Source organism: Streptomyces fuscichromogenes (assembly GCF_014645815.1).
Lineage (GTDB): Bacteria > Actinomycetota > Actinomycetes > Streptomycetales > Streptomycetaceae > Streptomyces > Streptomyces fuscichromogenes.
In genome coordinates this window covers 186,048-207,848 of record NZ_BMML01000012.1, presented here as the reverse complement: position 1 = coordinate 207,848, position 21,801 = coordinate 186,048, and the positions used below count along the sequence as shown (strand labels likewise).

The following is a 21,801-nucleotide window of genomic DNA, read 5'->3' as shown; positions in this document are numbered from 1 at the left end:
GTGCTCGCTGACGCTCCATCAAGTAGTGCGAGTGCACCGCGCTCCGCGGCGCCCGCCCCTGACGGTACCGACAGTGAAAGCCGAGCCCGGAGCCAGGGGCGCTGACGCGTGACGCCTGGCGCAGGGTGCTGTCTCGGCCCGTCTGGTTCGGCTCCGCCGTTTCGCACAGGCAGGTCTCGTGAGGATTTCCTGATCATGGAGCCAATTACGGGGATCGAGATGATCGCCATCCCGCCGGGGCTGGTGACGCTGTCGGACCGGCGGACACAGCGCAGTTGGTCGGTCGAGCTTGCGCCCTACCAACTCGGCGCATTCCCGGTCACGCAGGCGTTGTACACACAGATCACAGGCCAGGGGCCGAGCACCTCCCAGGGTGACCAGCTGCCCGTCGAGTCCGTCTCCTGGTGGGACGCAGCGCGGTTCTGCAACGCCCTGTCCCAGCAAGACGGGTTCACGCCCGCGTACCAACTCCGCGCCGATGACGAGGGCGTCGAGTGGGACGCTTCCGCCGACGGCTACCGGCTGCCGACCGAAGCCGAGTGGGAGCACGCCTGCCGTGCCGGTACGGCGGGACCGCGTTACGGAGAGCTCGACGACATCGCCTGGTACCGCGGCAACTCGCACGGTCGCATCCACGACGTGGGCGGAAAACGCCCCAACGCGTGGGGGCTCCACGACATGCTCGGCAACGTCTGGGACTGGTGCTGGGACGTCTACGACGCCGAGGTCTACGGCACCTATCGGGTGCTCCGTGGCGGTGGCTGGTTTGATGAGCACTGGAGTTGCCGAGCCTCCGCGCGGCGCCGCAGCCACCCGACCTTCCAGGTCGACGACGTCGGATTCCGCGTCGCGCGTTCCCTCGTGTGACGACCGGTTCGTGTCCGTCCCCGGACGCAGTTCGCCGATCGAACAGCCCGGCGGATTCGATCACCTGAGACGTCGAGCGAATCGGACCCGTTCGCTTGAGACACGGCCCCGGTCGCCGGTACCGGAACAGTGCCCCTCCACGATGGATCTACAAGATCTCCGCGGGCCGGGTGGGCCCCTGCCGAGTCGACAGGGGCCCACGGTACGAACAGCGGAGGAGCGCCGGGACCTGCCCTCGACTGGCAGCGCAGCGTCCTGGCCGGCATGGCCTACCGTCCGATGATGTCCTGGGGGCCGGGCCTCACTTCAGGTGCCGGGTGAAGAACTGGGCCGCGGCGTCCCCGGCGTACTGCGGGACGCCGGTGTGCCCGCCCATATTGGCGTGCAGGGACTTCTCCTTGGAGCCGAAGGCGTCGAACAGGTCCAGGGCTGCCTGCCGGTCGTTCCCCTCGTCGTCCCACTGCAGCAGGACGTGCAGCGGAATGGTCACATGACGAGCTTCCTCGAACATGGTTCGAGGCACGAAACTCCCGGCGAAGAGACCGGCTGCCACGATGCGCGGCTCGACCACCGCGAGCCGGATGCCGATGGAGATCACTCCTCCCGAGTACCCGACCGGGCCGCCGATCTCGGGCAACGACAGGAGCGCGTCCAGGGCGGCCTGCCATTCCGGGACCGCCTGGTCGACGAGCGGGAGGACGAGGGCGTCGATGATCTCGTCGCTGACCGGCTCGCCGGCTTCCGTAACCCGGCGCAGGTCGACGCGGGCCTGCTCGGTGGCGGCCAGGCGGGGCCTGTCACCGCTCCCGGGGAGTTCGATGGTGGCCGCGGCGAAGCCGTCCGCCGCGGCGTGCCGGGCCCGCGTCACCAGCCGGGGGTGCATCTTGCGCAGTCCGAGCGGGGGGTGGCCGAGCAGGATCAGCGGCACCGGTGCGGATGCGGTTGCGGATCCGGGCGTCCACAGGATGCCGGGGATCTCACCGAGAGTGAAGTCGCGCTCGACGACGTCGTCGAGGCGTTGCTCGGAAGTGAAGTGAAGGGCCATGGTCGTGCCTTTCGGGAGTGCGTTTGAACGGCGCTCCCGGACGACCTATCGCCCGACCGTGACCCCGGAGGAGAGCACCCATGTCGATACGTTCACGGGTACCACCTCCTCGTTCTCTCGCACGGCCTCCGCGAAAGTAGCAGCGGCCACCGTGGTCCGCCAAACGGTTTTGGCGCGCGGACCGGTCGGGCAGCGATGCAAGTTGTCGCCGCCATGCCCGGAGAGAATGGCCGACTGCTTCGAGGAGGGGTCGGCCGCGCATGGCCGGGACCAGGACCAGGTCTGGACCGGCGTGCGGGTGGCGACGCTGATCGGCCGGAAGTTCCACCTCTCCTACGGCGTCTCGGGAGCCACCCGGCTGATGTGCCGGCTCGGCTTCAACCCGCAGGTTCCCGCGCGACGGGCCGCGGCACGCGACGAGCAGGCCGTCGCCGCCTGGAAGGAGGCGACCTGGGCGCAGGTAGAACCACGGGGCGGCCTGCCGGGGATGGTTCTGCTTCGAAGACCGAGCCGGGTTCACCCGTAGGCCGCCGACCGGACGCACCGGGGGACGGCGCGGGATCACCCCGGTCGTGAGAGTCTGCGGCCGCGGCTCCGGCCGGATCTCGGCCCGCCGGGATCATCGCGATGCGGCCCGGCTCGCGGACCTCTACGGCTTCCTCGCCGGAACCGGACTCCCCTCGGCCTCCCACCACCATCACCATGAGGTGCCGAAGTCAGTGGCTCCGGCCGGCCTCGCGCAGCAACTCGCGGAAGCCTGCCGTGGTCCTGGCGCGGAAACCGACGAAGAACTTGTTGGCCAGGGGGACGGCCCACCTGCTGCCCCGGCTCGCCACGTTGAAGACCCGATACGTGACCCGGGTGCGCCCGGCCTCCTCGGTGACCTCGTACTCTCCGCGGTACCACCAGCCGCCCTGACAGGCGAACCGACCGTGCTCCCGGTCGATCTCGACCCGTGCCGGATCCAGTCCCACGACTCCGCCGAACCTGCGTCCAATGAGGTCCAACACACGGTCGGCTGAAGCGTCCACCGTGTCGGTGAGCACGATCATCAGCTTCCTCGTCATGGTGCCAGTTTGCCAGGACCGCATGTCCAGGCCTGGCCCCACTGACAGGCCAATGAAGATCACCACACGTCAGCGGAACAGCTGCCCCCACCCCAAAAAGCTCATGTCAGTAATCAGGTGGCCGCTTCATCCGCAACGTCCCTAGGGTCACTGGGATGACGCACAACACTGTCGACCCGGCGGCGGTCACACCGGAGATGGCTGTTCAGATCCGGACGTGGCGATGCGATGAGGACTACTCCTGGCGCGCTGTGGCCCAGGCCGCGTCCGACCTGTGGGGTTCTGAATGGGGCAGCAACCAGCTCTTCGGCGAAGACCTCTGCGTGGCCGCAGCGAAACTGCTGGGGGAAGACCCCTACCGGGAACCCTGGAATTGACGCTCGCAGGATGATCCAGACGCCGCTCTGCTGGCCAACCACCGCGCTCAGAGGCCAACGAGCGTGCTCAATGACCAACTGTCCCGTCGGGCGTGGCCGGCGGCGTGGGCCCCAGGGACGAAGGAGCCTGACGGCAGGCGGTCGGCGTCCTGGCTCTTCCGCTTCGTACAGCGGCGTGCTCGGTGGCCGGACCCGGCGACGGGCGCGGGTCCGTCGAGTTGTCAGGGCATCGCCGATCATCCCGCACCGCCCGTGCCGCCCGCACCACCCGTGCCGCCGCTCTCGCAGCCGAGCCCCAGGCAGATCCCGCCGCGGCCGCCCGTGCCGCCGCGGCCCCCGTCGCCGGTGCCCACCGCGGCTCCGCCCGTGCCGCCCGTGCCGCCGTCGGCACTGCCGCTGCAGATTCCGGCGCAGATCCCGCCCGTTCCACCGGTGCCGCCCTCGCGTCCGGGTGCGCCGGCCGTGCCGGTGCCGCCGTTGGCGCTGCCGTTGCACAGTCCGGCGCAGATACCCCCCTGGCTGCCGTTGCTCCCGTTGACGGTCGCGTTGCAGCTGCCGGCACAGAGCCGGTCGCCGATCCGCACACTTCCGTCGCTCACCTTGACAGTGCCGAACTGGCCGCCGCCCGGCCGGGCGCTGTCGGCGGGGAGCTGCCGAGCGGCCGCCGTACGGTGCTGCTGCGCCGGCGCGGCCATCGCGGCCGGTGCCAGTGCGCCGGCCGCCATACCGACGGTGAGAGCGGTCGATACGGTGAGACCGAGGCGGATCTTCCACGAACGTATAGCCATGACATTCCTCTTTCCAAAGAATTATTTTTTGTTCGGTGGCTTCTCGTATGGGAACTCGGGGCTTGACAAGGACGCCCCGGCCCGCACCGGGCCGAGGCGTCAGGGAAATTCCTCAGGAGCCGAAGAGGGAATTCACGCCCAGCAGCGCGGCCCAGTCCCCGTCACGGAACTGCTTGTCCCAGGCGTCGAACTCCTTCTCGGAGATCTTGTACTTCTTGACGACGTCGGCCTTCTTCGCCTGCCCCGACTCGACGATCAGCACGATCCGTATCTTGTCCAGGCCCGTGAGGTCCGCCTTGGGCTTGTCGGGCAGGTCCCGGAACGTGAGGCAGCCGGGCTGGCCGGGCTTGCCGGGCTCTCCCGGCCGGCCGGGCGCGCCGCCCTGCCCTCCCGCTCCGCCCTTCCCGCCTTCCCCGCCCCGGCCGCAGTAGGACGGGGCGGTGGGGGCCGTCTGGGTGGTGCCCGTGGTGAGACCCGGCGCCGCCTGGGCGGCGCAGGCGGTGCCCGTGGCGAGGGCCAGCGAGGCCACCGCCAGGACGAGCGGACGCTGCCAGCGAGTTCTGGACATGGGGTTCTCCGTTCTCCTTGATCGGGGTGGTGGTTCTGCGTGCGCAGCGCCGGCCGTCCGGCGCTACGCGCTGGTCAATGGGGGGGGTGGGGGCATCGGCCGTTCGGGCCGTCGCCCCCACCGGGCGAGAGGGTCAGAAGATGCTGCCGCCGCCCGCACCGCCGGCTCCGCCCAGGCCACCGAAGAGGACGCCGAGCCCGCCCGCGCCGCCCTTGCCTCCGTTGCCGCCCTGGAAGACACCGAAGCCGCCGTTGCCGCCCCTGCCTCCGTTGCCGCCCTTCAGGATTCCGGAGCCGCCGGAGCCGCCGGAGCCCGCGCTGCCGCCGAACAGGCCGGTGCCACCGTTGCCGCCCGCACCGCCGTTGCCGCCGACGACACCGTCGCCACCGCCGCCACCGCCACCGCCACCACCGCCGGACAGGATGCCTGCGCCGCCGTTGCCGCCCTTGCCCCCGTCACCGCCGGTACCCAGGACGCTGCCGCCGCCGGAGCCGCCGGAGCCCCCACCGCCGCCGATCAGCCCACCGCCACCGGCACCGCCATCACCGCCGGCACCCCCGCCCTGCACGAGACCCACCACATGCGCGGGCATCGGGGCGGCCACCGCGGCGGACGCCGGAAGGACGACACCCCCTGCGATCACCGCCGCCGAGGCCGCGAGTGCCGCAAGGCCGAGGCCCCGCCGCCCGGAACGGACACTGCCACTGTTGCGAGACATACGAGTCATGATTTCTCTCCTGTCGATGAACGGGTTTTTCCTGGCTGCCCCGAAGAACTCGGACGATGAAACCGGCGAACCGTCTCCATCGGGTCATCCGAACGGGGCAATCTGCGGTTCCAGCAGTAGAAGAAAACTCCGCCGGAATTTCCTTTCCACCGCTCTGCCTCATTCAAGTTCCGGATTTCCTTTCCGGTGAGGCCCGCACTTCAAGTAAGCCCCGGGGACAGCAGAGGGTCACGTTCCGACAGGTCGTGACTTGACCCAGCCGGATGAATCGGGTAAAACGCGCAAATCGCCGCCGGGCGTCGTGCTCACCGGGCCGCGGCCGGACCGCGCCGGTCCCAGCGCGCCTCCGTCACGGTGGTCAGCGGCCGGCAGGGGCCGGGCGGTCCGGGGCGGGGTCGAGGCCGGTCATGAGCTCCGCGAAGGCCTGGGCGGCCGTCGGGGAGGTGAAGAGACGGTCGAGACGGGCGCGGGCCAGGCGGCGCAGGAAGGGGCCGCAGCGGGTGTCGTCGCCGGCGTCGTGGACGGTGCGGGTCAGCCAGTGGGAGAACTCCTGGTCGCTCCACACGCGCCGCAGACAGCGTTCGGAGTAGGTGCGCAGTGCGGTGTCGTCGCGGTCGCGGACGTGGTCGCGGACGGCCCGAGCGAACAGATCGGCGTCGTACAGAGCGAGGTTCATGCCCTTGCCGCCCATCGGGGACACGATGTGGGCGGCGTCCCCGACCAGGAACAGCCGGCCGTACCGCATCGGGTCGCTGACGAGGCTGCGCAGCCGGAAGGTCTCGCGGTCGGTGATCGGGCCGGCGGGGAGAGCAGGGTCGGCGAGACGGGTGCGCAGGGCGTCCCAGATGCGGTCCTCCGGCCAGGCGGCGGGCTGGTCGTCGGGCGGGCACTGCAGGTAGTAACGGCTGCTGTGCGGGCCGCGGGGGAAGTGCGCGGCGAAGCCCTGCGGACTGACGGCCAGCAGAGGACGGGGAGGGGGCGGGGCATCGGCCAGGACGGTCAGCCAGCCGATGCCGTGATCGAAGGTGTGGGCGGTCAGGACGCCGTCGGGGACGGAGCCACGGGACACGCCGTGCTCGCCGTCGCAGCCGGCCACGAAGGCGCAGCCGATCGCATACCGGGTGCCGTCGGCGGAACGGTAACGGACGGTGGCGCGGTCGCCGGTCAGACCATGCACAGTGACATCGGCCGCCTCGTAGCGCAGGTCTCCGCCGTCGGCGAGGTAGGCGTCGGTGAGATTGCGCACCAGGACCTGTTGGGGGCACAGACGCGCCCCCGAGCCCGCGGAACCGTCACGGTCGGCGACGAGGTGGCTCTCACCGTCGACCCGGAACTCCAGGATGCCGTCGTGCGGCGGACCGTCCAGCACCCGGTCGGCCAGCCCCCAGGACTCGAACATCCGCACGGCACGGGCCTCCACGATGCCGGCCCGTTGACGCTGTGCCACGTGCGCGCGGCTGCGGCGCTCCAGGACGACACAGTCGATACCGCACCGGCGCAGCAGCGTGGCAACGGTCAGACCGGCCGGACCCGCGCCGATCACCACAACGGTCACGGATTCCGGCACGTCATCCAACTGCCGCTCCACACCGGCCACTTGGCACCTCCCCAGGCAGCCTAGCCGAGCGCCGCCGGAACGGACACGACCCACTCCGGGCCGCGACCGCACAGCCGGAAGACGGGGAACGGGACACAGGATGTGCGGCTCTCCGCGTGTGTCCGCCGCCCGCCGGCTCCCGCGCTGCCGAGCGCGGCAGTCGAGTACAGCCGCGAGGTCCAGCCAAGTACAGCCGCGAGGTCGGCGCATGCTCCGCGCTGTAATTCGTTTGACCAGGGCACGGGTCGGCGCTGCACTGTGGCCGGACACCGCGAGTCGTGGTGCCGGTATCCCGAGGAGGCCCACGGCTATGGAGATCCGTCCCACGACCGACAAGGATCTCGACGTCTTCGTCGACACGGTCCATGCCGCGTTCGGGCGCTTCCCGGAGACCCCGGTCGAGGGCGGTGGGCTCTGGTGGTCGGCGCTCGAAATAGACCGCTGCCTGCTCGCCGTGACGGCGGACGGACGGGCCGTCGGGACCGCCGCCGCGTACTCCTTCGAGCTCACCCTGCCCGGTGAGACCCCCGTCCCGGCCGCCGGGGTGACCGCCGTCGGCGTGCTGCCCTCCCACCGGCGCCAGGGCGTACTCAGCGCGATGATGCGGCATCAGCTCACCGAGTTGCGCGACCGCGGGGAGTTCCTCTCCGTGCTGCTGGCCTCCGAGGCCACGATCTACGGCAGGTTCGGCTACGGACCGGCCACCTATACGGGGCGGCTGACGGTCCCGCGCCACCGGGCCGCCCTCGCCCTCCCCCGGGCACGCGGAGTCGCCCAGGGACCGACGACCGGCTCGGTCGAGGTGCTGCGCCGGAGCGAGTGCGGCGAGATCCTGGAAGAGGTCTACGACCGGTATCGCCGCGCCCAGCCCGGCGCGCTGTCCCGGCCGCACCGCTGGTGGGCCCTGCGCGCGGGGCAGCCCCCGATCGCGCCGGCACCGCGCCACGTCGCCGTCCACCGGGACGCCGGCGGTGTCCCGGACGGGTACGCCAGTTACTCGGTCGACGCCGGCACCTTGACGGTCGACGAGACGATCGCCTGCGACGACTCCGTCTTCACGGCCCTGGCCCGGTTCGTGCTCGGTCACGACCTGGTCGGTCAGGTCGTGTTCCACCACGTCCCGCCCCGGCATCCGTTGCGCTGGCAGCTGGCGGACTTCCGCGCCGGCGAGGTGGCCGGCGACATGGACTGGCTCCGGGTGCGGCTGCTGGATGTCCCGCGTGCGCTGACCGCGCGTGGCTGGTTCGCGGAAGGCGAGCTCGTCCTCGACGTCGCGGACCCGTTCCTCGGCGAGCACGGCCGCTATCTGCTGACCGTCCGGGACGGCAAGGCCGACTGCGTCCCGACGGACCTGCAGCCCGACCTGTCCTTGGACGTGCGCGACCTGGGCTCGGTCTACCTCGGCGGCACCACCCCGAGCACACTCGTACGTGCCGGACACGTCCGTGCCCACCACTCGGACGCGGCCGCCCTCGCCGACGCCCTCTTCCACACCGACCGCTCGCCGCACTGCCTGCACTGGTTCTGACCGTGTGGTGGCCGTGGCCAGGAGCGGGGGGACGGCGGTGACGGCGACCGGGCTGGAGCCGGCCCATGGCCGGCACCGTCACGGCTTGCTGTCGCAGGTGTGATCACAGCGTCGGAGTGCGGACAGAAAACTCCTGTGCGCCGGTTCTCGTGCCTCTGCGATCATCCCCGAATGGCGCACAGTTTCGAATCGCTGGTCATCCGGCACACCCACCGCCTTCCCTCCCCTCAGGGTTCCGCCGGAGAAGGAGCCATCGCCGCACGGCAGTTCGACGCGGCGCTGGCAACCGTGGGCTTCAAGCTCTCGGCGGAGCTGCTGGAGCGGCTGTCGGGGCTGTCCGAGGCCGCGGTCGTGCACACCGCCAGGCGGACGCTGCGCACCGTGAGCGAGATGGTGGGCGACCACGTACGGCACAACTCGTACTTCATCGACTTTCCGGCGAACGTGCCGGACACCGAGGAGTTCTGGATGCGGTGCGTGGCCAAGGCGCTCGGCGACGAGAAGTCACGCAAGGGCGTGCTGACGCAGCTGGGGCACGGGGTGCTGGACCTGCTCAGCCTTCCCACGTACGGCCGTTACCAGCACACCTACGAGGACATGCTCGCCGCGCAGGACGAACTGATCGCCTCGGCGGGCGACCGGGTCACCGTCCTGCGTCTCGGCCGCGACCTGGAGGACGAACTCACCGACCTGTACCTGGCCCTGGCCGGCAGCACGACCCCGCTGGGCGAGGACGACCTGCGCGACCTCAAGGCCCTCGCCGAACGGTGTGCGCTCGGCCCCCAGCCGGAGGCGATCCCGGTCCGGGAGAACCGGGCGGTCGTCAACGAGGGCCGCCTCGGCGTCGGGGCGGACCTCCTCCTCGACACCGTCACCGATGTGCTGCGGCTGGCCTGCGCGTTGTCGGGCGGCGACGTGACGCTGCAGGAGCCGACCCGGTTCCGGGCGTTGTCGCGACCGCGGCGACGGGCACTGCTCGCGGGTCTCGACGCCGTGGTCGCGGCGAACCCCGCGAAGCTCGCCGACGTGCACGCGCACCGCGAGCCCTTCAAGCGGCTCGGCGAGCGTCTCCACCCGCACGAGTATCCGGGCCGGCCGCACGCCGCCGAGGTGTTCGCGGTCGCGCGGGGCGAGAAGGAGGCCCGGTCCTTCGGCAGCCGGATCGAGCAGCTGCTCGACGCCTCCGACGTCCTCGGTGCGGTGAAGCTGCTGACGTCCGCGCCCGGCAGGCTGTTCCGCACCCTGGACCTCCTGCTGCGCATCGCCGCCGACCAGGACGAACGGGACGCGGTGGTGGCCGCCGCGGTGCAGGTCGCTCCCGAGGTCTCCGGCCGGGTCGTGCTCTCGGTGCGCGAGCATCTCCACAACCGGGCACGTCAGAGCGGCGAACCCCGGGTCTTCGTCAACCGCCGGGGCCGCGCCTGGGTGACCCCCGACTCCCGGCCGCCGGTACCTGCCGCCGACCGCGATCGCCTGATCGCCGCCCTCGACACCGAGCTGCGTCGTCGGCTCCCGGCACCGGGCCGGCTGTTGCTCGACCCCGATGTCCTCGACGTGGCGCTTCCGCTCAGCGGCCGGGCGACCGCGGCCGGGTTCGGCGTACTGCCGCGAGGCTCGGTCTCCGTGGTCGACGGCGAACGGCTGCGCTTCTTCGTGTACTGGAAGGAGACCAGGCACCGGACCGACTACGACCTGTCGGCACTGCTTCTCCACGCCGACTACAGCACCGACACCTGGCTCTCCTACACGTCGCTCAAGACCGTCGGGGGCAGGCACTCGGGCGACGTCACCGAGGCGCCCGACGGGGCCTCGGAGTTCATCGACCTGACCCTGGACCGCGTGCCCAGCACCTTCATCGTCCCGCAGGTCAACATCTACGCCGGCGAGGGCTTCGAGGAGGTCGAGGAGTCGTTCTTCGGCTTCATGCTGCGCGACGGCGAGCGCAAGGGCCGGCCGTTCGAGCCGCGCACGGTGCGGATGAAGTCGGAGCTGCGTGGGGTGGGCCGGGTGGCGCTGCCGCTGGTGTTCCGGCGCGGGGACGACGGCCGGTGGCGTGCGAAGTGGCTGCATGTGTACCTGAGGGGACTCTCGTCGGCCAACCGGATCGAGGAGAACCAGGCATCGGCGGCGAAGCTGGTACGCGCCGTCGTGGAGCGCGAGCAGTTGACGGTGCGGTACCTGACCGGCCTGATGGCCGACGACTCCACCACCGTGGACCTGTGGGACGGCGAACACGTCCCGGACGAGCCCGTGACGTACATCGGCCTCGCACGTCCCGAGGGACTGCATCCGGGCTCACGGGTCATCACCCTCGAAAACCTGCGCGACCTGATCCCCGGCTGAGTGCTAGCGTTGCCCGCGGCGAGGCCATGAAGGGGCTTCCTTCTCAACTCCTTTACTGAAACGAGTCCCTTCGCTTTCCTCGCCGTCGACCTCGACCGGGAGGCGCCCGTTCGGCGCCTCCCGGTTCTTCGTGTGCGCCGGTACCCGCGGACGCGGCAGCCGGTGGCTGTTCGCCTCAGGATCGGGCGGCCGGGAACTACAGCTTCCAGCCTCGCAGTTGGTGGGCGACGTCCTGGACGCTGATGCGGCTGTCGCGGACCTTGCGGACCAGGTCGGGCAGCGCACCGTAGGGGGGATCGATGCCCTCGCCGGCCTGCGCCATGTACTGGGCGGCGATGAAGGCGGCGTACAGGCTGTTGCGGTGCGGGAGCGGCTCCAGGCGCACGATCGTGTGCAGCAGGGCCGCGGCACGCCAGGCGGTGTCCGGGTCGGCGGCCGCGAGGGTGGGCAGCCGGGTCTTGTGGCGAGCGACGGCGGCCACCAGCGCCGAGTAGTCCGAGACGGACAGGTCGTCGTGACCGAGCGCGTTCTCCTGGACGTCGAGCAGCCAGGAGACGTCGATGTAGAAAGGCGGCATCAGGCGGCAGCGGCCCCGGTGCCGCGCTCGGCCGGTGGCATTTCGTCGGGGAAGGCCTCGTCGAACTCGCCGCGCAGCCGCTCGGCCCACTCGGTCGCGCCGGCGACGAACTGCTTGCGCTGCATCTCGCGGATGCCGAGGTCGTGCAGATACTGCTTGAGGCTCTTGCCCTCGGCGGCGGCCGCGGCCCGCACGCCTTCGAGTTCCTCGTCGGTGAAGGACACGTTCAGGGATGGCATACCCATGATGGTACCTACTAGGTGCCGGCGAGTGAAACCCTGCTCGGTGAAGTAGGTGCACCAGGCGCGGGACCGCAGTCGTCCCGGACACCTCCCAGCCGTCGGAGCCGCGAGTCCCGCGAGTCCGCGAGGGTTGATCACGCTGCCGCGGCGGCGGATTCCCGGTTCGGCGGCCTGGGCTCCCGGGGCAACGGGGCGGCCAGCTACCGGATGTCGGGGCCCGACACCGTCCCGTGCGCCCCGTGGTTCGCGGCGGGCCACCTCGACGGCCTGCACGAAGGCCTGTGGATCACGGTCGCCGGGCAAGTTGTGTGCCTGCCGCCGCCAGGGCGTCGATGAGCGAAGCAGGGCTGTCGTCGGCGTGCAGGTCGACCCATTCCTGGTTCGTGCGGTGGATGAACGCCTCGACCGTCTCGCCGACGGCGAAGTCGTTCCGGTGGTGGTGGCCCAGGCGGCCGTGGTGGTCGCCCAGGAGGTGGACGGTAACGGCATGCACCGTCCAGTGCCCGGCTGCCGTCCTGCTCCAGTCGGAGGCGGACAGACCGCGCAGCGTGTCGAGCAGCGACCTGAGTTCCGGACCGAACAGGGCACGCGCGTCGATCGGGTCGCCCAGCCAGGACGTGGCGGACAAGCCGTTGGACTCGGAACTCATGGCCACAGCCTGTCAGCCAGGAACCGTGGGTCGGCCATCGAATACCCTCACCGGGAGCCTGCCGGCAACCCACCGCACGTCAGCCGTCCGCGATCGGACCGGAGGGAGCCGGGCGGGCGTCCACCGGATCGGGGCGGTAACGGATCCGCTCGGCACGGCGCTCGACGGCCCTGCCGATCCGGGCGCGGACGATCGACCGGGCCCGCGAGGAGTCCGCCGGCGCCGGTCGATCGCCGGCCTTCTCGCGGACGGACCGCCCTCCATGGCGGACGAGGGTGCCAGGCGAGGCCGGTGAAGCCTTGCGCCCTGCCGCCGGTGCCGTGATGGCGGGACCGGCGCCGCAGGTGGTCGCGGTCGTGGCTCTTGCCGACGTGGGGATTGTCCGGCCGGCGGCACCGTCGGCCGCGCCAGGACCGGATCGGCGGCATGCCGCGCGGCAGCGGGTGGCACGTCGGCGAGGCCGGCGGGCGTCACTCCAGCCTCGACCCGTCGCGCACGATGGCTCTGCCGGTCGCCGGGAAATCCCCGCCGCCGCCCACGCGCCCGTATACGCAAGGGAAAATTCAGTTCATCGGTACGCAAACCGATCGCTGAATCGGTGCAATCGGCACACATGTCGCACCGCGCGGCGATCTAGCGTCGAAAGCGCACGGGGGCCACACGGACCAGAAAGCACCGAGGCACACATGCCCATCCCGGATACCGACGTCGTCTTCGCGACCGACTTCGACACCCTCGCCCCGCCCGCCGCCACCGACCTCCTCGTACCGCTCGACGAACTGCCCGAGTCGGCCTCGTCGCCGGATCTGGTGCTGCGGCGGGTGCGCGACGAGCTGATGCTCGACGGCAACGCCCGGCTCAACCTCGCCACCTTCGTGACGACCTGGATGGAACCGCAGGCACGGCAGCTGATGGCCGACACCGCGGAGAAGAACCTCGCCGACCGCGCCGAGTACCCGCAGATCACCGCCATGGAGGAGCGCTGCGTGCGGATGCTCGCCCGGCTGTGGCACGCACCGCGCCCGGAGCAGGTCCGCGGCTGCTCCACCACCGGCTCCAGCGAGGCCGCCATGCTCGGCGGCCTCGCGCTCAAGCGCCGCTGGCAGGCGCGCCGGCGCGCGCAGGGCAAGGACACCGCCCGCCCCAACCTGGTGATGGGCGCCAACGTCCAGGTCTGCTGGAAGAAGTTCGCCAACTACTTCGAGGTCGAGCCGCGTTACGTCCCCACCGAGCCCGGCTGCTACCACCTCACCCCGGACACCCTCACCGCCTACTGCGACGACAACACCATCGGCGTCGTCACCGTCCTGGGCTCCACCTTCGACGGCTCCTACGACCCCGTCGCCGACATCTGCATGGCCCTGGACGGCTACCAGGCCGCCACCGGCACCGACATCCCCGTGCACGTCGACGGCGCCTCCGGCGCGATGGTGGCCCCCTTCCTCGATCCTCACCTGATGTGGGACTTCCAGCTGGAACGCGTCGCCTCCATCAACACCTCGGGCCACAAGTACGGGCACGTCTTCCCCGGCCTGGGCTGGGCCCTGTGGCGGGACGCCGAGGCCCTCCCCGACGAACTGGTCTTCGAGGTCGACTACCTCGGCGGCCGCTCCCCCAGCTTCACGCTCAACTTCTCCCGTCCGGGCGCCCACGTCGTCGCGCAGTACTACAGCTTCCTGCGGTACGGCTTCGAGGGTCTGCGCACCCTTGCGATCCAGAGCCGTACGACGGCCCGTGCCCTCGCCACCCGCATCCGGGCCATCCCGCCCTACGAACTCGTCACCGACGGATCCGAACTGCCCGCCTTCGCCTTCCGGCTGGCTCACGGCACCCACGGCTTCACGGTCTTCGACGTCTCCCACGCCATGCGCGCACGCGGCTGGCACCTGCCCGCCTATCCGCTCCCCTCCCCCTGCCAGGACGTCTGCGTCCTGCGCCTGGTCGTCCGCACCGGATTCACCGCCGAACTCGCGGGCATGTTCATCGCCGACCTCACAGAGGTCACCCGCCAGCTCCATCCGGGCCGGTCCATGCCCGCGCCGATCGTCAAACCCCTCACCACCGCCTGAGAGTCGGCACACCCGGGACCACGTCCACACCCGCGCCGGCCGGGGGCGCGGCGGTCCGCGAGGAAGGCCTCCGGGGCAGGTCGGGCCCCCTCTTCCGGAAACGGTGTGTGGGAGGTCACAGTTGAGCGGGTCGTGGTGGGGCGTCTGGCCAGGTGGACTGTGGGGGTTGGTACGGTCAGTGGCTCAATCGGTGTGGGTGCGGGGGGTGGGGGCGTCATGTCCGAGCGCATTCGGTTCGCCGTCCTGGGGCAGATACGGGCCGTCCGGGCGGAGCAGTCGGTCAGGGTCGGCTCGCCGCAGCAGCAGGCGATGCTCGCGGTCCTGCTGCTGCGCTCAGGGCGGTCCGCCTCGATGCAGGAACTCGTCGACGCCGTGTGGGGCGACGAACCGCCCCACTCGGCAGCGGCCACCATCCGTACGTACGCCTGGCGGCTGCGGCAGACCTTCACGGAGTCGCGGTCGCAGCAGCGCACCCTGCTCTCCGTCGGAGACGGTTACCGGATGGCGCTGCCGCCGGAAGCCGTGGACGCGGTGTCGGCGGAGCAACTGGCCGTCCAGGCGGTCGAACACCGCAACGCCGGGCGGCTGACGGTGGCGGGCGAGCGGATCGGACAGGCCCTCGCGCTGTGGCGGGGCGAGCCGCTGGCCGGTGTGCCGGGGCCGCACGCGGAGCAACAGCGGCACCGGCTCGACGAGTTGCGGCTGACGTTGCTGGAGGAGCATTTCGACGTGCTGATACGGCAGGGCATGCACCTGCTGGCGGTGCCCGAACTCGGCGCCCTGGTCAGCGCCCATCCGCTGCGCGAGCGCTTCCACGCGCTGTACATGCGGGCCCTGCACGCCGCCAGCCGGCAGGCCGACGCGCTGGCCGTCTACCACCGGCTGCGCCGTCACCTCGCCGACGAGCTCGGCGTCGATCCCAGCCGTGAACTGCGCGAACTCCACCAGGAGTTGCTCGCCGACGATCCCGCCCACCCCTCGGACCGGGGGAACCGCGCCGAAGTCACGCTCCGGACGGGGACCGGGACGGGCGGCGGCGGTGGCCTGGACCGCTTATCGGCCACCGCCAACACCCCCGCCCACGCCCCCGCCCGGACCGCCGTGAGCCCTCCGGACACCGTCACGCGCCAGCCCCGGCCCTCGGTCGTCCCGACGGCCACGCTGCCCCTGTCGCCCGCACCGGCCCCGGCCCTGGTGGTTCCGGGGACGGCTACCACCCCACCTTTCGAAGACCGCCGACAGCCCGTGCTGCCCCGGGAGACCGGCGGCACTCCGGTCGGCGCCCACCCGGTCCCGGCCCAACTTCCTCCCGACATCGCGGACTTCACCGGACGGATCGCCGCCCTCGACCGGCTCATGGACACGCTGGACCCGGACCGGGCGGATCAGTCGTGCCTGGTGGGCATCGCGCGGCGGCACGGGGTGCCGCCGGTCGCCGTGATCACCGGGATGGGCGGGGCCGGCAAGACCGCCCTGGCGGTACGGGCCGCCCACCAGGTGCGGGACGGCTACCCGGACGGTCAGCTCTACGCCGACATGCGCGGCGCCCAGCACGATCCGGCCGACCCCGGTGTGGTCCTCACCGGCTTCATCACCGCACTCGGTGTGGCAGCCCAGTTCGTGCCGGACAGTCTCGACAACCGGGCCGCCCTGCTGCGCTCCCTGCTCAACGGCCGCCGGACCCTGATCCTCCTGGACAACGTCCGCGACCCGGCCCAGATCACCCCGCTGCTGCCCGGCTCCGCCACCTGCGCGGTCCTCATCACCAGCAGGTCCCGGCTGTGGGGACTGCCCACCTCCGTCCGGGTCGACCTGCCCGGATTCGACACCGACGAGGCACTCGAACTCCTGGAACGCATCATCGGCCCCGCCCGGCCGGCCGAAGACCCGGCGGCAGCACGCGAACTCGTCCGCAGCTGCGGCCTGCTGCCCCTCGCCGTACGGATCGCGGCGGCCCGGCTCGCGTCCCGCCCCACCTGGAGCGCCGCCTCACTGACAGCACGGCTGACCGACGAACGCCGCCGGATCACCGAACTGCGCGCCGGCGACCTCACCGTGGCCGCCGTCTTCGAGATCGGCTACCAGCAGCTGCCGGAGCCGCACGCCAGGACGTTCCGGCAGATCGCCATGGTCTGCGACCCGGAAATCGGGCTCCCCGCCGCGGCCGCCGTACTGGAACTCAGCGAAAGCAGCGCCGAGGAGCACCTCGAATCCCTCGTCGACGCCTCTCTCCTGGAGACCACCCACCCCGGCCGCTACCGCTACCACGACCTGCTCCGCGCCTTCGCACACCAGCACACCACCCCGGCCGAACGGCTGCTCGCGCTCGACCGGCAGCTCGACTTCCTCCTGGCCACCGCGGCCGGAGCGTTCCAGCGAGCCGTCCCCGGCGACGCGGTCGCCGCCACGCTCAGCGCCACCCGCTCGGCCGGTACCCGGCTCGAGGACGTGCGCGCGGCCCGGATCTGGGCGGCCACCGAGTCGGAAGGTGCCTTCTCCGCCGTGCTCGCGGCCGCCCGGGAAGCGCGGTCCGCACCCGCGGCCGGGCAGGGCGCCGCCGCGCTGCTGCCGGCCGCCGTCGACCTGCTGATCGCCCTGACGGCCTTCGGGCCGTATGTGCAGCGGGAGCAACTCGTGCAGGCCGCCGTGGCGGTGGCCGAGGCGGCCGAGGCGCAGGGTGACCGCCGCACCGTGGGCCGGGCCCGCTTCCTGTGCGGCAACATCGCCGTGCAGAGCACGAGGCTCGCCAACGCCAGGGAGCATCTGCGGGTGGCCGAGAGCCACTGCCGGGAGACGGGGGACGCGGCGATCCTCTGCCAGACGCTCAACGACCTCGGTCTGATCGCGCTGTTCGAGCACCGCTACGAGGAGGCCGTCGAGCGGCTGGACGAGGCGGCCGCGCTCGCCCGTGAGCTGGGCCAGCGCTCCGGTGAACTGGTGACGACGGTGAACGCGGCGCTGGCCCGGCTGCGCGGCGGGCGCGCCGAGGAGGCCGTGGTGGCCTGCGAGGCCGCCCTGGAGGCGCTGCGTGCCACGGCCGACCATCAGGGTGTGGCGTACGCGCTGTCCGTGCTGGGCCAGGCCATGCACGAACTCGGCCGGTACGAGGACGCGGTGGTCCAGTACACGGAGTGCCTGGGGGTGTGCCGGGCGATGGAACTGCACAGCCGGGAGGCACAGGCCCACTACCGGCTCGCCGACACCCTGCGGGCCATGGGCAGGGCCGTCGAGGCGGTGGCGATCGCGGAGCGGGCGGTCGCCCGGAGCTCGGACGGCCGGTCCGAGCGCGACCACGGTCATGCCCTGGTCGCGCTCGGCCGGGCCCTGGCCGAGGCCGGCCGCACCGAGGAGGCCGCACTGCGGCTCGCCGAGGCCGTCACCGTGTTCACCGGGCTGGGCCTGCCCGACGCGGCCGACGCCCGCAGGCTGCTGGACGGGTTGGGGGTCCGATAGGGACTGTCCGGCGGCCGGGCCGGGGATCAACTCGTCGGTGTCGGGACCGATCCGGTGTTGTTCCAGTCGTCCGAGCGGGGCGTCGCGTTGGACTGGATCCGGCTCGTCCCGGGGTCGCCGGTGGCGTGGGCCGGGGTCGACAGTTCCCACGCGCCCCCCAGCAGCAGGGCGACGGCCGCGCCGGCCAGGGCCACCGCCCGGACCGAGCGCCGTACCGGTCGCCGTACGTCCGCGAGCAACGCGTCTCTGGTGTGCATGCCGAATCCTCTCCGTGTCCCCGGGTGTGTCGGGGCGCCCTGGTGTGCCTGGGTGCGGCCTTGGGCTGATCACCACCGTGGCAGGACGCGCTCTACGGCGGATATACGTTTCGGATCTTTCGGATCTACGGCACCGAACCGACCCCCGTGTCGTGGAAGGTCACCTCTCCGGTAGCCGTGGAGAAGTGCAGGGTGAGCAGCCGGAAGGGCAGCCGCAGCAGGGTCGTCAGCTCCCGGACCCGCTGCCGCTGGGCCGTGTAGTAGGCGTCGAGGACGTCGAGGTGGACCGCGCCGTCGGCGGCGTCCGCGAGCACCTGACCGACGAGCGTGCGGACGCCCGGGTCCGGGGACGCCAGGTCGGTGAGTGCGGCGAACGACCCCGCCGGGCCGACCGCCGGGCCCGTCCCGGTCAGGTGCCCGCCGCTCTCGTCCAGGGCGTCGGCGATGGTCCGGTGGAGGTCCACGGGCAGTCCGAAGCGGTCCTGGAGGTAGGCGTCGAAGCGGGCGGGGGCGGTGCGATAGGTCAACAGGGCCGCCTCCAGGAGCAGTCCGCCGCCGCGGGCCGCGGCGGCGGTGTCCGCCACCAGCTCCGGGAGGGCTCCGTTGCCGAGGTCGATGAAGAGGCTGCCGCCGTGCCGCTGCACCCGCTCCCCGAGGCCCAGGGCGAGCAGCCGCCGGTAGAGGACCGCCGCGATCGCGTACAGCAGTGGGCTGGACCGGGGGACCACGCGCAGCGGCGACCGGGGCGAGCGGGGCAGCCGTAGCCGCAGGTAGGCCCGGTAGTCCCGGGGTGGCAGCCGGACCGGTGCGGAGTCGTCGTCCATCGGGGCCGTGAGCAGGGGTGCCGTCCGCTGTGCGGTGAGCAGGCGGCGCAGTACGGCAGCGCCGATCGCGACGCCGGTCTCCTGCTCCGGGCCCAGCGCGCGGTCCAGGCGTACCTGGCCGCAGGCGACGCTCGTGACGTCCGGTCCGCGGTATCCGCCGAGGAGGGTCAGGGCCCGTGCCGCCGCCCGTCGTGGCGCGGGCGGGTGGTGCCGGGAGGGGGTGGCGCACACGAGTGCGCTCACGGGCCGGCCGGTCCGGTGCTCGACGGTGACCTCGGTGATGGTCGCGGCGGCCGCCCGTACGGTGACCAGGTTGTCGTCGCCGCCGAGCAGGATCTCGCCGCCCGGGTGGATCGGCGCCACCGCGGGCAGCCGGTCACGGCACAGCCCTAGCGGATCGGCGCGTCCTGGCCAGGGGCGGTAGCGCCATCGCAGGCTCAGCGCCGTGTCGTCGTGGGTGACCAGCAGGAAGTCGACCGGGTGCGGGGGACGTTGGTGATGGATGTACGCCCACAGCGCCCAGGCCGCCTCCGACGGGGTGAGTCGCGGTCGCAGGCGGTGCAGCAGGGCGGCGAGCTCCGGGGCGTGGCCGTACCGGTCGCGGGCCAGGACCAGTGCGTAGCCGCGGTCCGGCGGGCTGACCAGGATCGTCGAGCCGCCGACCGGCTGCTCGACCGGGCGGCCCGCGCCGACGACGGGCCCCGGGCCGGCCGGGCCGCCGCCGGGCAGCCGGGCGCGGGCGAGGACGATCAGGTCCCGCAGTGATTCCAGGGCGGGTGGCAGCCGGGGCGGGTGGACGATGTCGTACGGCGGCGCCGCCGGACGGTGGGCGAGCAGCTCGCGCACCAGGCCGCCGGTGCCCTGGGCGGCCGGTCGGCCGGTGGCCAGGAAGGAGCGGGCGGTGCCGACGGCGGCCGCGGGTTCGGCCGCCAGCGCGGTCAGCAACTCCCTTGGGGCGTCGGGTCCGTGCAGCGCGGTCAGGGCCGCGAGCCGGAACAGTACTTCGGTGAGCGAGCCCCGGCCGCCCAGCCCCGCGTACGCCGCCTGGAACCGGCGCGCCGTGACGAGATCCATGACGGCGATCGTGACGGCGTGCATTCAACTCTGTCTCTACGGCGGTGAACACCATGCCTTCCGGCCGTACAGCGGACGTAGATCCCGCGTAGACCGGGGCACCGCACGATCGGTCCGTAACCACAGCGGATGAACGCCAGGAGGCTCTCCATGATCATGTCCCGGTTCCGTTCGGCCCGGTCCGTGTCCCGCTTCTCGCTCGCCGCCGTCGCCCTGCTGGCACTGCTGACCCTGCAGCCCGGCACCGGGGAGACCGGCCACCCGGCGCGGACGCCGGATGCCGTGGCGGCGGCGCCCAGCGCGGACTTCCCGCCCTGCTGCTGATGTCACTTGACTAGGCGTTGGACAGTCTGGTTACCTTCCCAGTGACATATGGGAAGGTTGACCTCTGTGTCCGACATGGTGGAACTGGGTTCGCGTATTCGAAAGCAGCGCCGACTCAAGAAAATGTCGCAGAGCGATCTCGCGGGCGACGATCTGTCGCACAGCTATATCTCGCTCCTGGAGAGCGGAAAGCGCACCCCCTCCGAGGATGTGCTGCGCCGTATCGCCGTGCGCCTGGAGTGCGAGCCCGCATATCTGCTGGAGTGCCTGGCTCCCGATCCCTCCGGCAGCCTGGAGATGGAGCTGTCGTACGCGGAGATGTCGCTGGCCGACGGCGCGCCGCAGGTGGCGCTGGACGCCTTCGTCGCGGTCCGGGAGCGGTCCGGCGAGGAGGGGCCCGCCGAGGTCCGCTCCGCCGCGGGCTTCGGTGTCGCGCGCTCGCTGGAGGCGCTGGGCCGCCTGGAGGAGGCCCTCGTCGAGTACGAGCGGCTGCGCGACGGCGACACCGACGGACCCGGATCGGTCTCCGACCTGGCCGTCGTCATCGCCCTGTGCCGCTGCTACCGCGAGCTGGGCGACCTCGCGCACGCCGTGGAACTGGCCGAGTCGAAACTGGCCGACCTGCAGCGGCTCGGCATCGCGGCGTCCGTCACCGCCGTCGAACTGACCTCGACCCTGGTGGGCCTCTACACCGAGCGTGGTGACCTGCACCGCGCCGGATACCTCGCGTCGCGCGCGATCGAGCAGGCCGAGCGGCTGACCGACGACCGGGCCCGCGGCGCCGCCTACTGGAACGCCAGCCTGGTCGCGCACCGGGCCGGCCGCGCGACCGACGCTCTGGCCTTCGTCCGCCGGGCGCTCGCCCTGTACGCGGAGGGCGAGGACCAGCGCGCCATGGCCCGGCTGCGCAACGCCTATGCGGTCGTGCTGCTGGACGCGGAGACCCCGGACGCCGTCGCGGCGCGGGAACAGCTGACGCTTGCCGAGCGGGAGTTGAGCCGGCACGGCAGCACCGTCGACCAGGCCTACTGCCAGACCGCGCTGGCCCGTGCCGATCTCGCCCTGGACGACAGCGCCGGCGCCGCGGACCGGGCCCGCTCCGCCCTCGCCCTGCTGGGAACGGGTCACCGGCTGCAGACCGCGCGGACGCTGCTGGTGCTGGCCAGGGCCGAGTTGCGGCAGGGCCGGCCGGAGCAGGCCAGGGAGGCCTGCGAGCGGGCCGCGCTCACTCTGGAGGCCTCCGAGGCCACCCGTCAGGCCGGGTTCGCCTGGGCGGAACTGGCGGAGATCCAGCAGGACGCCGGTGATGTCCCGGGCAGCCTGGAGGCCTACCGGGAGAGCCTGCGCTGTCTCGGCTACCGCTCCGGCGGGATCCCCGCGACCGCGACGGAGCCGCGCGGCGGTACGGCCGCCGCCGGCTGACCT

At 72.1% G+C, this 21,801-nt stretch carries 19 protein-coding genes and 1 pseudogene; 9 read left to right on the top strand and 11 right to left on the bottom strand.

From position 1 onward, the window contains the following. Window positions 1-195: 195 nt before the first annotated feature. Entirely contained in the window at window positions 196-867 is a 672-nt protein-coding gene (locus IEZ11_RS26270; RefSeq protein WP_189265340.1) for a formylglycine-generating enzyme family protein, read from the top strand. A gap of 301 nt (window positions 868-1,168) precedes the next feature. Here the strand turns inward: IEZ11_RS26270 and IEZ11_RS26265 are convergent, their stop codons facing one another. Then, window positions 1,169-1,912: an alpha/beta hydrolase gene (locus IEZ11_RS26265; RefSeq protein WP_189265339.1), complete on the bottom strand. Its 744-nt coding sequence runs from the start codon at window positions 1,910-1,912 to the stop codon at window positions 1,169-1,171. Window positions 1,913-2,072: 160 nt separating this feature from the next. Between IEZ11_RS26265 and IEZ11_RS52760 the strand changes: the two are divergent. Next, window positions 2,073-2,560, top strand: a pseudogene (locus IEZ11_RS52760) (transposase); the annotation flags it as partial. A gap of 68 nt (window positions 2,561-2,628) precedes the next feature. On the opposite strand, the gene IEZ11_RS26255 reads toward IEZ11_RS52760, so the two are convergent. After that, window positions 2,629-2,979, bottom strand: a complete 351-nt coding sequence (locus tag IEZ11_RS26255) for a hypothetical protein (protein ID WP_189265337.1) — start codon at window positions 2,977-2,979, stop codon at window positions 2,629-2,631. Between the two features lie 155 nt (window positions 2,980-3,134). On the opposite strand from IEZ11_RS26255, the gene IEZ11_RS26250 reads away from it, so the two are divergent. Next, window positions 3,135-3,356, top strand: coding sequence for a hypothetical protein (locus IEZ11_RS26250; protein ID WP_189265336.1), 222 nt, complete (start codon window positions 3,135-3,137; stop codon window positions 3,354-3,356). Window positions 3,357-3,592: 236 nt separating this feature from the next. Here IEZ11_RS26250 and IEZ11_RS51080 read toward each other — a convergent pair whose 3' ends face one another. The 4 genes from IEZ11_RS51080 to IEZ11_RS26230 form a co-directional block, all read right to left on the bottom strand. Then, window positions 3,593-4,144: a hypothetical protein gene (locus tag IEZ11_RS51080; protein WP_229713364.1), complete on the bottom strand. Its 552-nt coding sequence runs from the start codon at window positions 4,142-4,144 to the stop codon at window positions 3,593-3,595. Between the two features lie 112 nt (window positions 4,145-4,256). Next, window positions 4,257-4,712, bottom strand: a complete 456-nt coding sequence (locus IEZ11_RS26240) for a DUF1153 domain-containing protein (RefSeq protein WP_189265335.1) — start codon at window positions 4,710-4,712, stop codon at window positions 4,257-4,259. Between the two features lie 133 nt (window positions 4,713-4,845). Continuing rightward, complete coding sequence (locus tag IEZ11_RS26235; protein ID WP_189265334.1) at window positions 4,846-5,430, bottom strand: hypothetical protein; 585 nt, start codon at window positions 5,428-5,430, stop codon at window positions 4,846-4,848. Between the two features lie 367 nt (window positions 5,431-5,797). After that, on the bottom strand, window positions 5,798-7,036 hold the full coding sequence (locus IEZ11_RS26230; protein WP_229713363.1) for a 4-hydroxybenzoate 3-monooxygenase: 1,239 nt from the start codon (window positions 7,034-7,036) through the stop codon (window positions 5,798-5,800). 310 nt (window positions 7,037-7,346) lie between these two features. On the opposite strand from IEZ11_RS26230, the gene IEZ11_RS26225 reads away from it, so the two are divergent. Together IEZ11_RS26225 and IEZ11_RS26220 are read left to right on the top strand one after the other, a co-directional pair. Beyond that, entirely contained in the window at window positions 7,347-8,564 is a 1,218-nt protein-coding gene (locus IEZ11_RS26225; RefSeq protein WP_189265332.1) for a GNAT family N-acetyltransferase, read from the top strand. Between the two features lie 171 nt (window positions 8,565-8,735). Further along, entirely contained in the window at window positions 8,736-10,907 is a 2,172-nt protein-coding gene (locus IEZ11_RS26220) for a TerD family protein (RefSeq protein WP_189265331.1), read from the top strand. A gap of 196 nt (window positions 10,908-11,103) precedes the next feature. Here IEZ11_RS26220 and IEZ11_RS26215 read toward each other — a convergent pair whose 3' ends face one another. The 3 genes from IEZ11_RS26215 to IEZ11_RS26205 form a co-directional block, all read right to left on the bottom strand. Continuing rightward, entirely contained in the window at window positions 11,104-11,484 is a 381-nt protein-coding gene (locus IEZ11_RS26215; RefSeq protein WP_189265330.1) for a toxin Doc, read from the bottom strand. Beyond that, window positions 11,484-11,723 carry a hypothetical protein gene (locus tag IEZ11_RS26210; protein WP_189265329.1) on the bottom strand — a complete coding sequence of 80 codons (240 nt, stop codon included), beginning with the start codon at window positions 11,721-11,723 and terminating at the stop codon, window positions 11,484-11,486. The genes IEZ11_RS26215 and IEZ11_RS26210 overlap by 1 nt, the downstream gene beginning before the upstream one ends. A gap of 289 nt (window positions 11,724-12,012) precedes the next feature. Continuing rightward, a complete protein-coding gene (locus tag IEZ11_RS26205) occupies window positions 12,013-12,375 on the bottom strand; it encodes a maleylpyruvate isomerase N-terminal domain-containing protein (protein WP_189265328.1) in 363 nt (120 codons plus the stop codon). Window positions 12,376-13,061: 686 nt separating this feature from the next. Between IEZ11_RS26205 and gad the strand changes: the two genes are divergently transcribed. Both gad and IEZ11_RS26195 read left to right on the top strand, forming a co-directional pair. Continuing rightward, complete coding sequence (gad, locus tag IEZ11_RS26200) at window positions 13,062-14,444, top strand: glutamate decarboxylase (protein ID WP_189265327.1); 1,383 nt, start codon at window positions 13,062-13,064, stop codon at window positions 14,442-14,444. Between the two features lie 216 nt (window positions 14,445-14,660). Then, complete coding sequence (locus IEZ11_RS26195) at window positions 14,661-17,897, top strand: AfsR/SARP family transcriptional regulator (RefSeq protein WP_189265326.1); 3,237 nt, start codon at window positions 14,661-14,663, stop codon at window positions 17,895-17,897. A gap of 26 nt (window positions 17,898-17,923) precedes the next feature. Here IEZ11_RS26195 and IEZ11_RS26190 read toward each other — a convergent pair whose 3' ends face one another. Beyond that, window positions 17,924-18,154, bottom strand: coding sequence for a hypothetical protein (locus IEZ11_RS26190; RefSeq protein WP_189265325.1), 231 nt, complete (start codon window positions 18,152-18,154; stop codon window positions 17,924-17,926). Between the two features lie 125 nt (window positions 18,155-18,279). Beyond that, complete coding sequence (locus IEZ11_RS26185; protein WP_189265324.1) at window positions 18,280-20,052, bottom strand: hypothetical protein; 1,773 nt, start codon at window positions 20,050-20,052, stop codon at window positions 18,280-18,282. 129 nt (window positions 20,053-20,181) lie between these two features. Here IEZ11_RS26185 and IEZ11_RS26180 point away from each other — a divergent pair, with 129 nt between their 5' ends. Both IEZ11_RS26180 and IEZ11_RS26175 read left to right on the top strand, forming a co-directional pair. After that, a complete protein-coding gene (locus tag IEZ11_RS26180) occupies window positions 20,182-20,376 on the top strand; it encodes a hypothetical protein (RefSeq protein WP_189265323.1) in 195 nt (64 codons plus the stop codon). Window positions 20,377-20,424: 48 nt separating this feature from the next. Then, entirely contained in the window at window positions 20,425-21,798 is a 1,374-nt protein-coding gene (locus tag IEZ11_RS26175; RefSeq protein WP_268239926.1) for a helix-turn-helix domain-containing protein, read from the top strand. Window positions 21,799-21,801 lie beyond the last annotated feature (3 nt).

Bases quoted from the DNA above. Each gene is read 5' to 3' on its own strand.
- IEZ11_RS26235 (WP_189265334.1), bottom strand. From the start codon at position 5,430: ATGTCTCGCAACAGTGGCAGTGTCCGTTCCGGGCGGCGGGGCCTCGGC.
- IEZ11_RS26180 (WP_189265323.1), top strand. From the start codon at position 20,182: ATGAACGCCAGGAGGCTCTCCATGATCATGTCCCGGTTCCGTTCGGCC.
- IEZ11_RS51080 (WP_229713364.1), bottom strand. From the start codon at position 4,144: ATGGCTATACGTTCGTGGAAGATCCGCCTCGGTCTCACCGTATCGACC.
- IEZ11_RS26205 (WP_189265328.1), bottom strand. From the start codon at position 12,375: ATGAGTTCCGAGTCCAACGGCTTGTCCGCCACGTCCTGGCTGGGCGAC.
- IEZ11_RS26240 (WP_189265335.1), bottom strand. From the start codon at position 4,712: ATGTCCAGAACTCGCTGGCAGCGTCCGCTCGTCCTGGCGGTGGCCTCG.
- IEZ11_RS26270 (WP_189265340.1), top strand. From the start codon at position 196: ATGGAGCCAATTACGGGGATCGAGATGATCGCCATCCCGCCGGGGCTG.
- IEZ11_RS26225 (WP_189265332.1), top strand. From the start codon at position 7,347: ATGGAGATCCGTCCCACGACCGACAAGGATCTCGACGTCTTCGTCGAC.
- IEZ11_RS26250 (WP_189265336.1), top strand. From the start codon at position 3,135: ATGACGCACAACACTGTCGACCCGGCGGCGGTCACACCGGAGATGGCT.
- IEZ11_RS26215 (WP_189265330.1), bottom strand. From the start codon at position 11,484: ATGCCGCCTTTCTACATCGACGTCTCCTGGCTGCTCGACGTCCAGGAG.
- IEZ11_RS26175 (WP_268239926.1), top strand. From the start codon at position 20,425: ATGGGAAGGTTGACCTCTGTGTCCGACATGGTGGAACTGGGTTCGCGT.
- gad (WP_189265327.1), top strand. From the start codon at position 13,062: ATGCCCATCCCGGATACCGACGTCGTCTTCGCGACCGACTTCGACACC.
- IEZ11_RS26220 (WP_189265331.1), top strand. From the start codon at position 8,736: ATGGCGCACAGTTTCGAATCGCTGGTCATCCGGCACACCCACCGCCTT.
- IEZ11_RS26185 (WP_189265324.1), bottom strand. From the start codon at position 20,052: ATGGATCTCGTCACGGCGCGCCGGTTCCAGGCGGCGTACGCGGGGCTG.
- IEZ11_RS26210 (WP_189265329.1), bottom strand. From the start codon at position 11,723: ATGCCATCCCTGAACGTGTCCTTCACCGACGAGGAACTCGAAGGCGTG.
- IEZ11_RS26265 (WP_189265339.1), bottom strand. From the start codon at position 1,912: ATGGCCCTTCACTTCACTTCCGAGCAACGCCTCGACGACGTCGTCGAG.
- IEZ11_RS26255 (WP_189265337.1), bottom strand. From the start codon at position 2,979: ATGACGAGGAAGCTGATGATCGTGCTCACCGACACGGTGGACGCTTCA.
- IEZ11_RS26195 (WP_189265326.1), top strand. From the start codon at position 14,661: ATGTCCGAGCGCATTCGGTTCGCCGTCCTGGGGCAGATACGGGCCGTC.
- IEZ11_RS26190 (WP_189265325.1), bottom strand. From the start codon at position 18,154: ATGCACACCAGAGACGCGTTGCTCGCGGACGTACGGCGACCGGTACGG.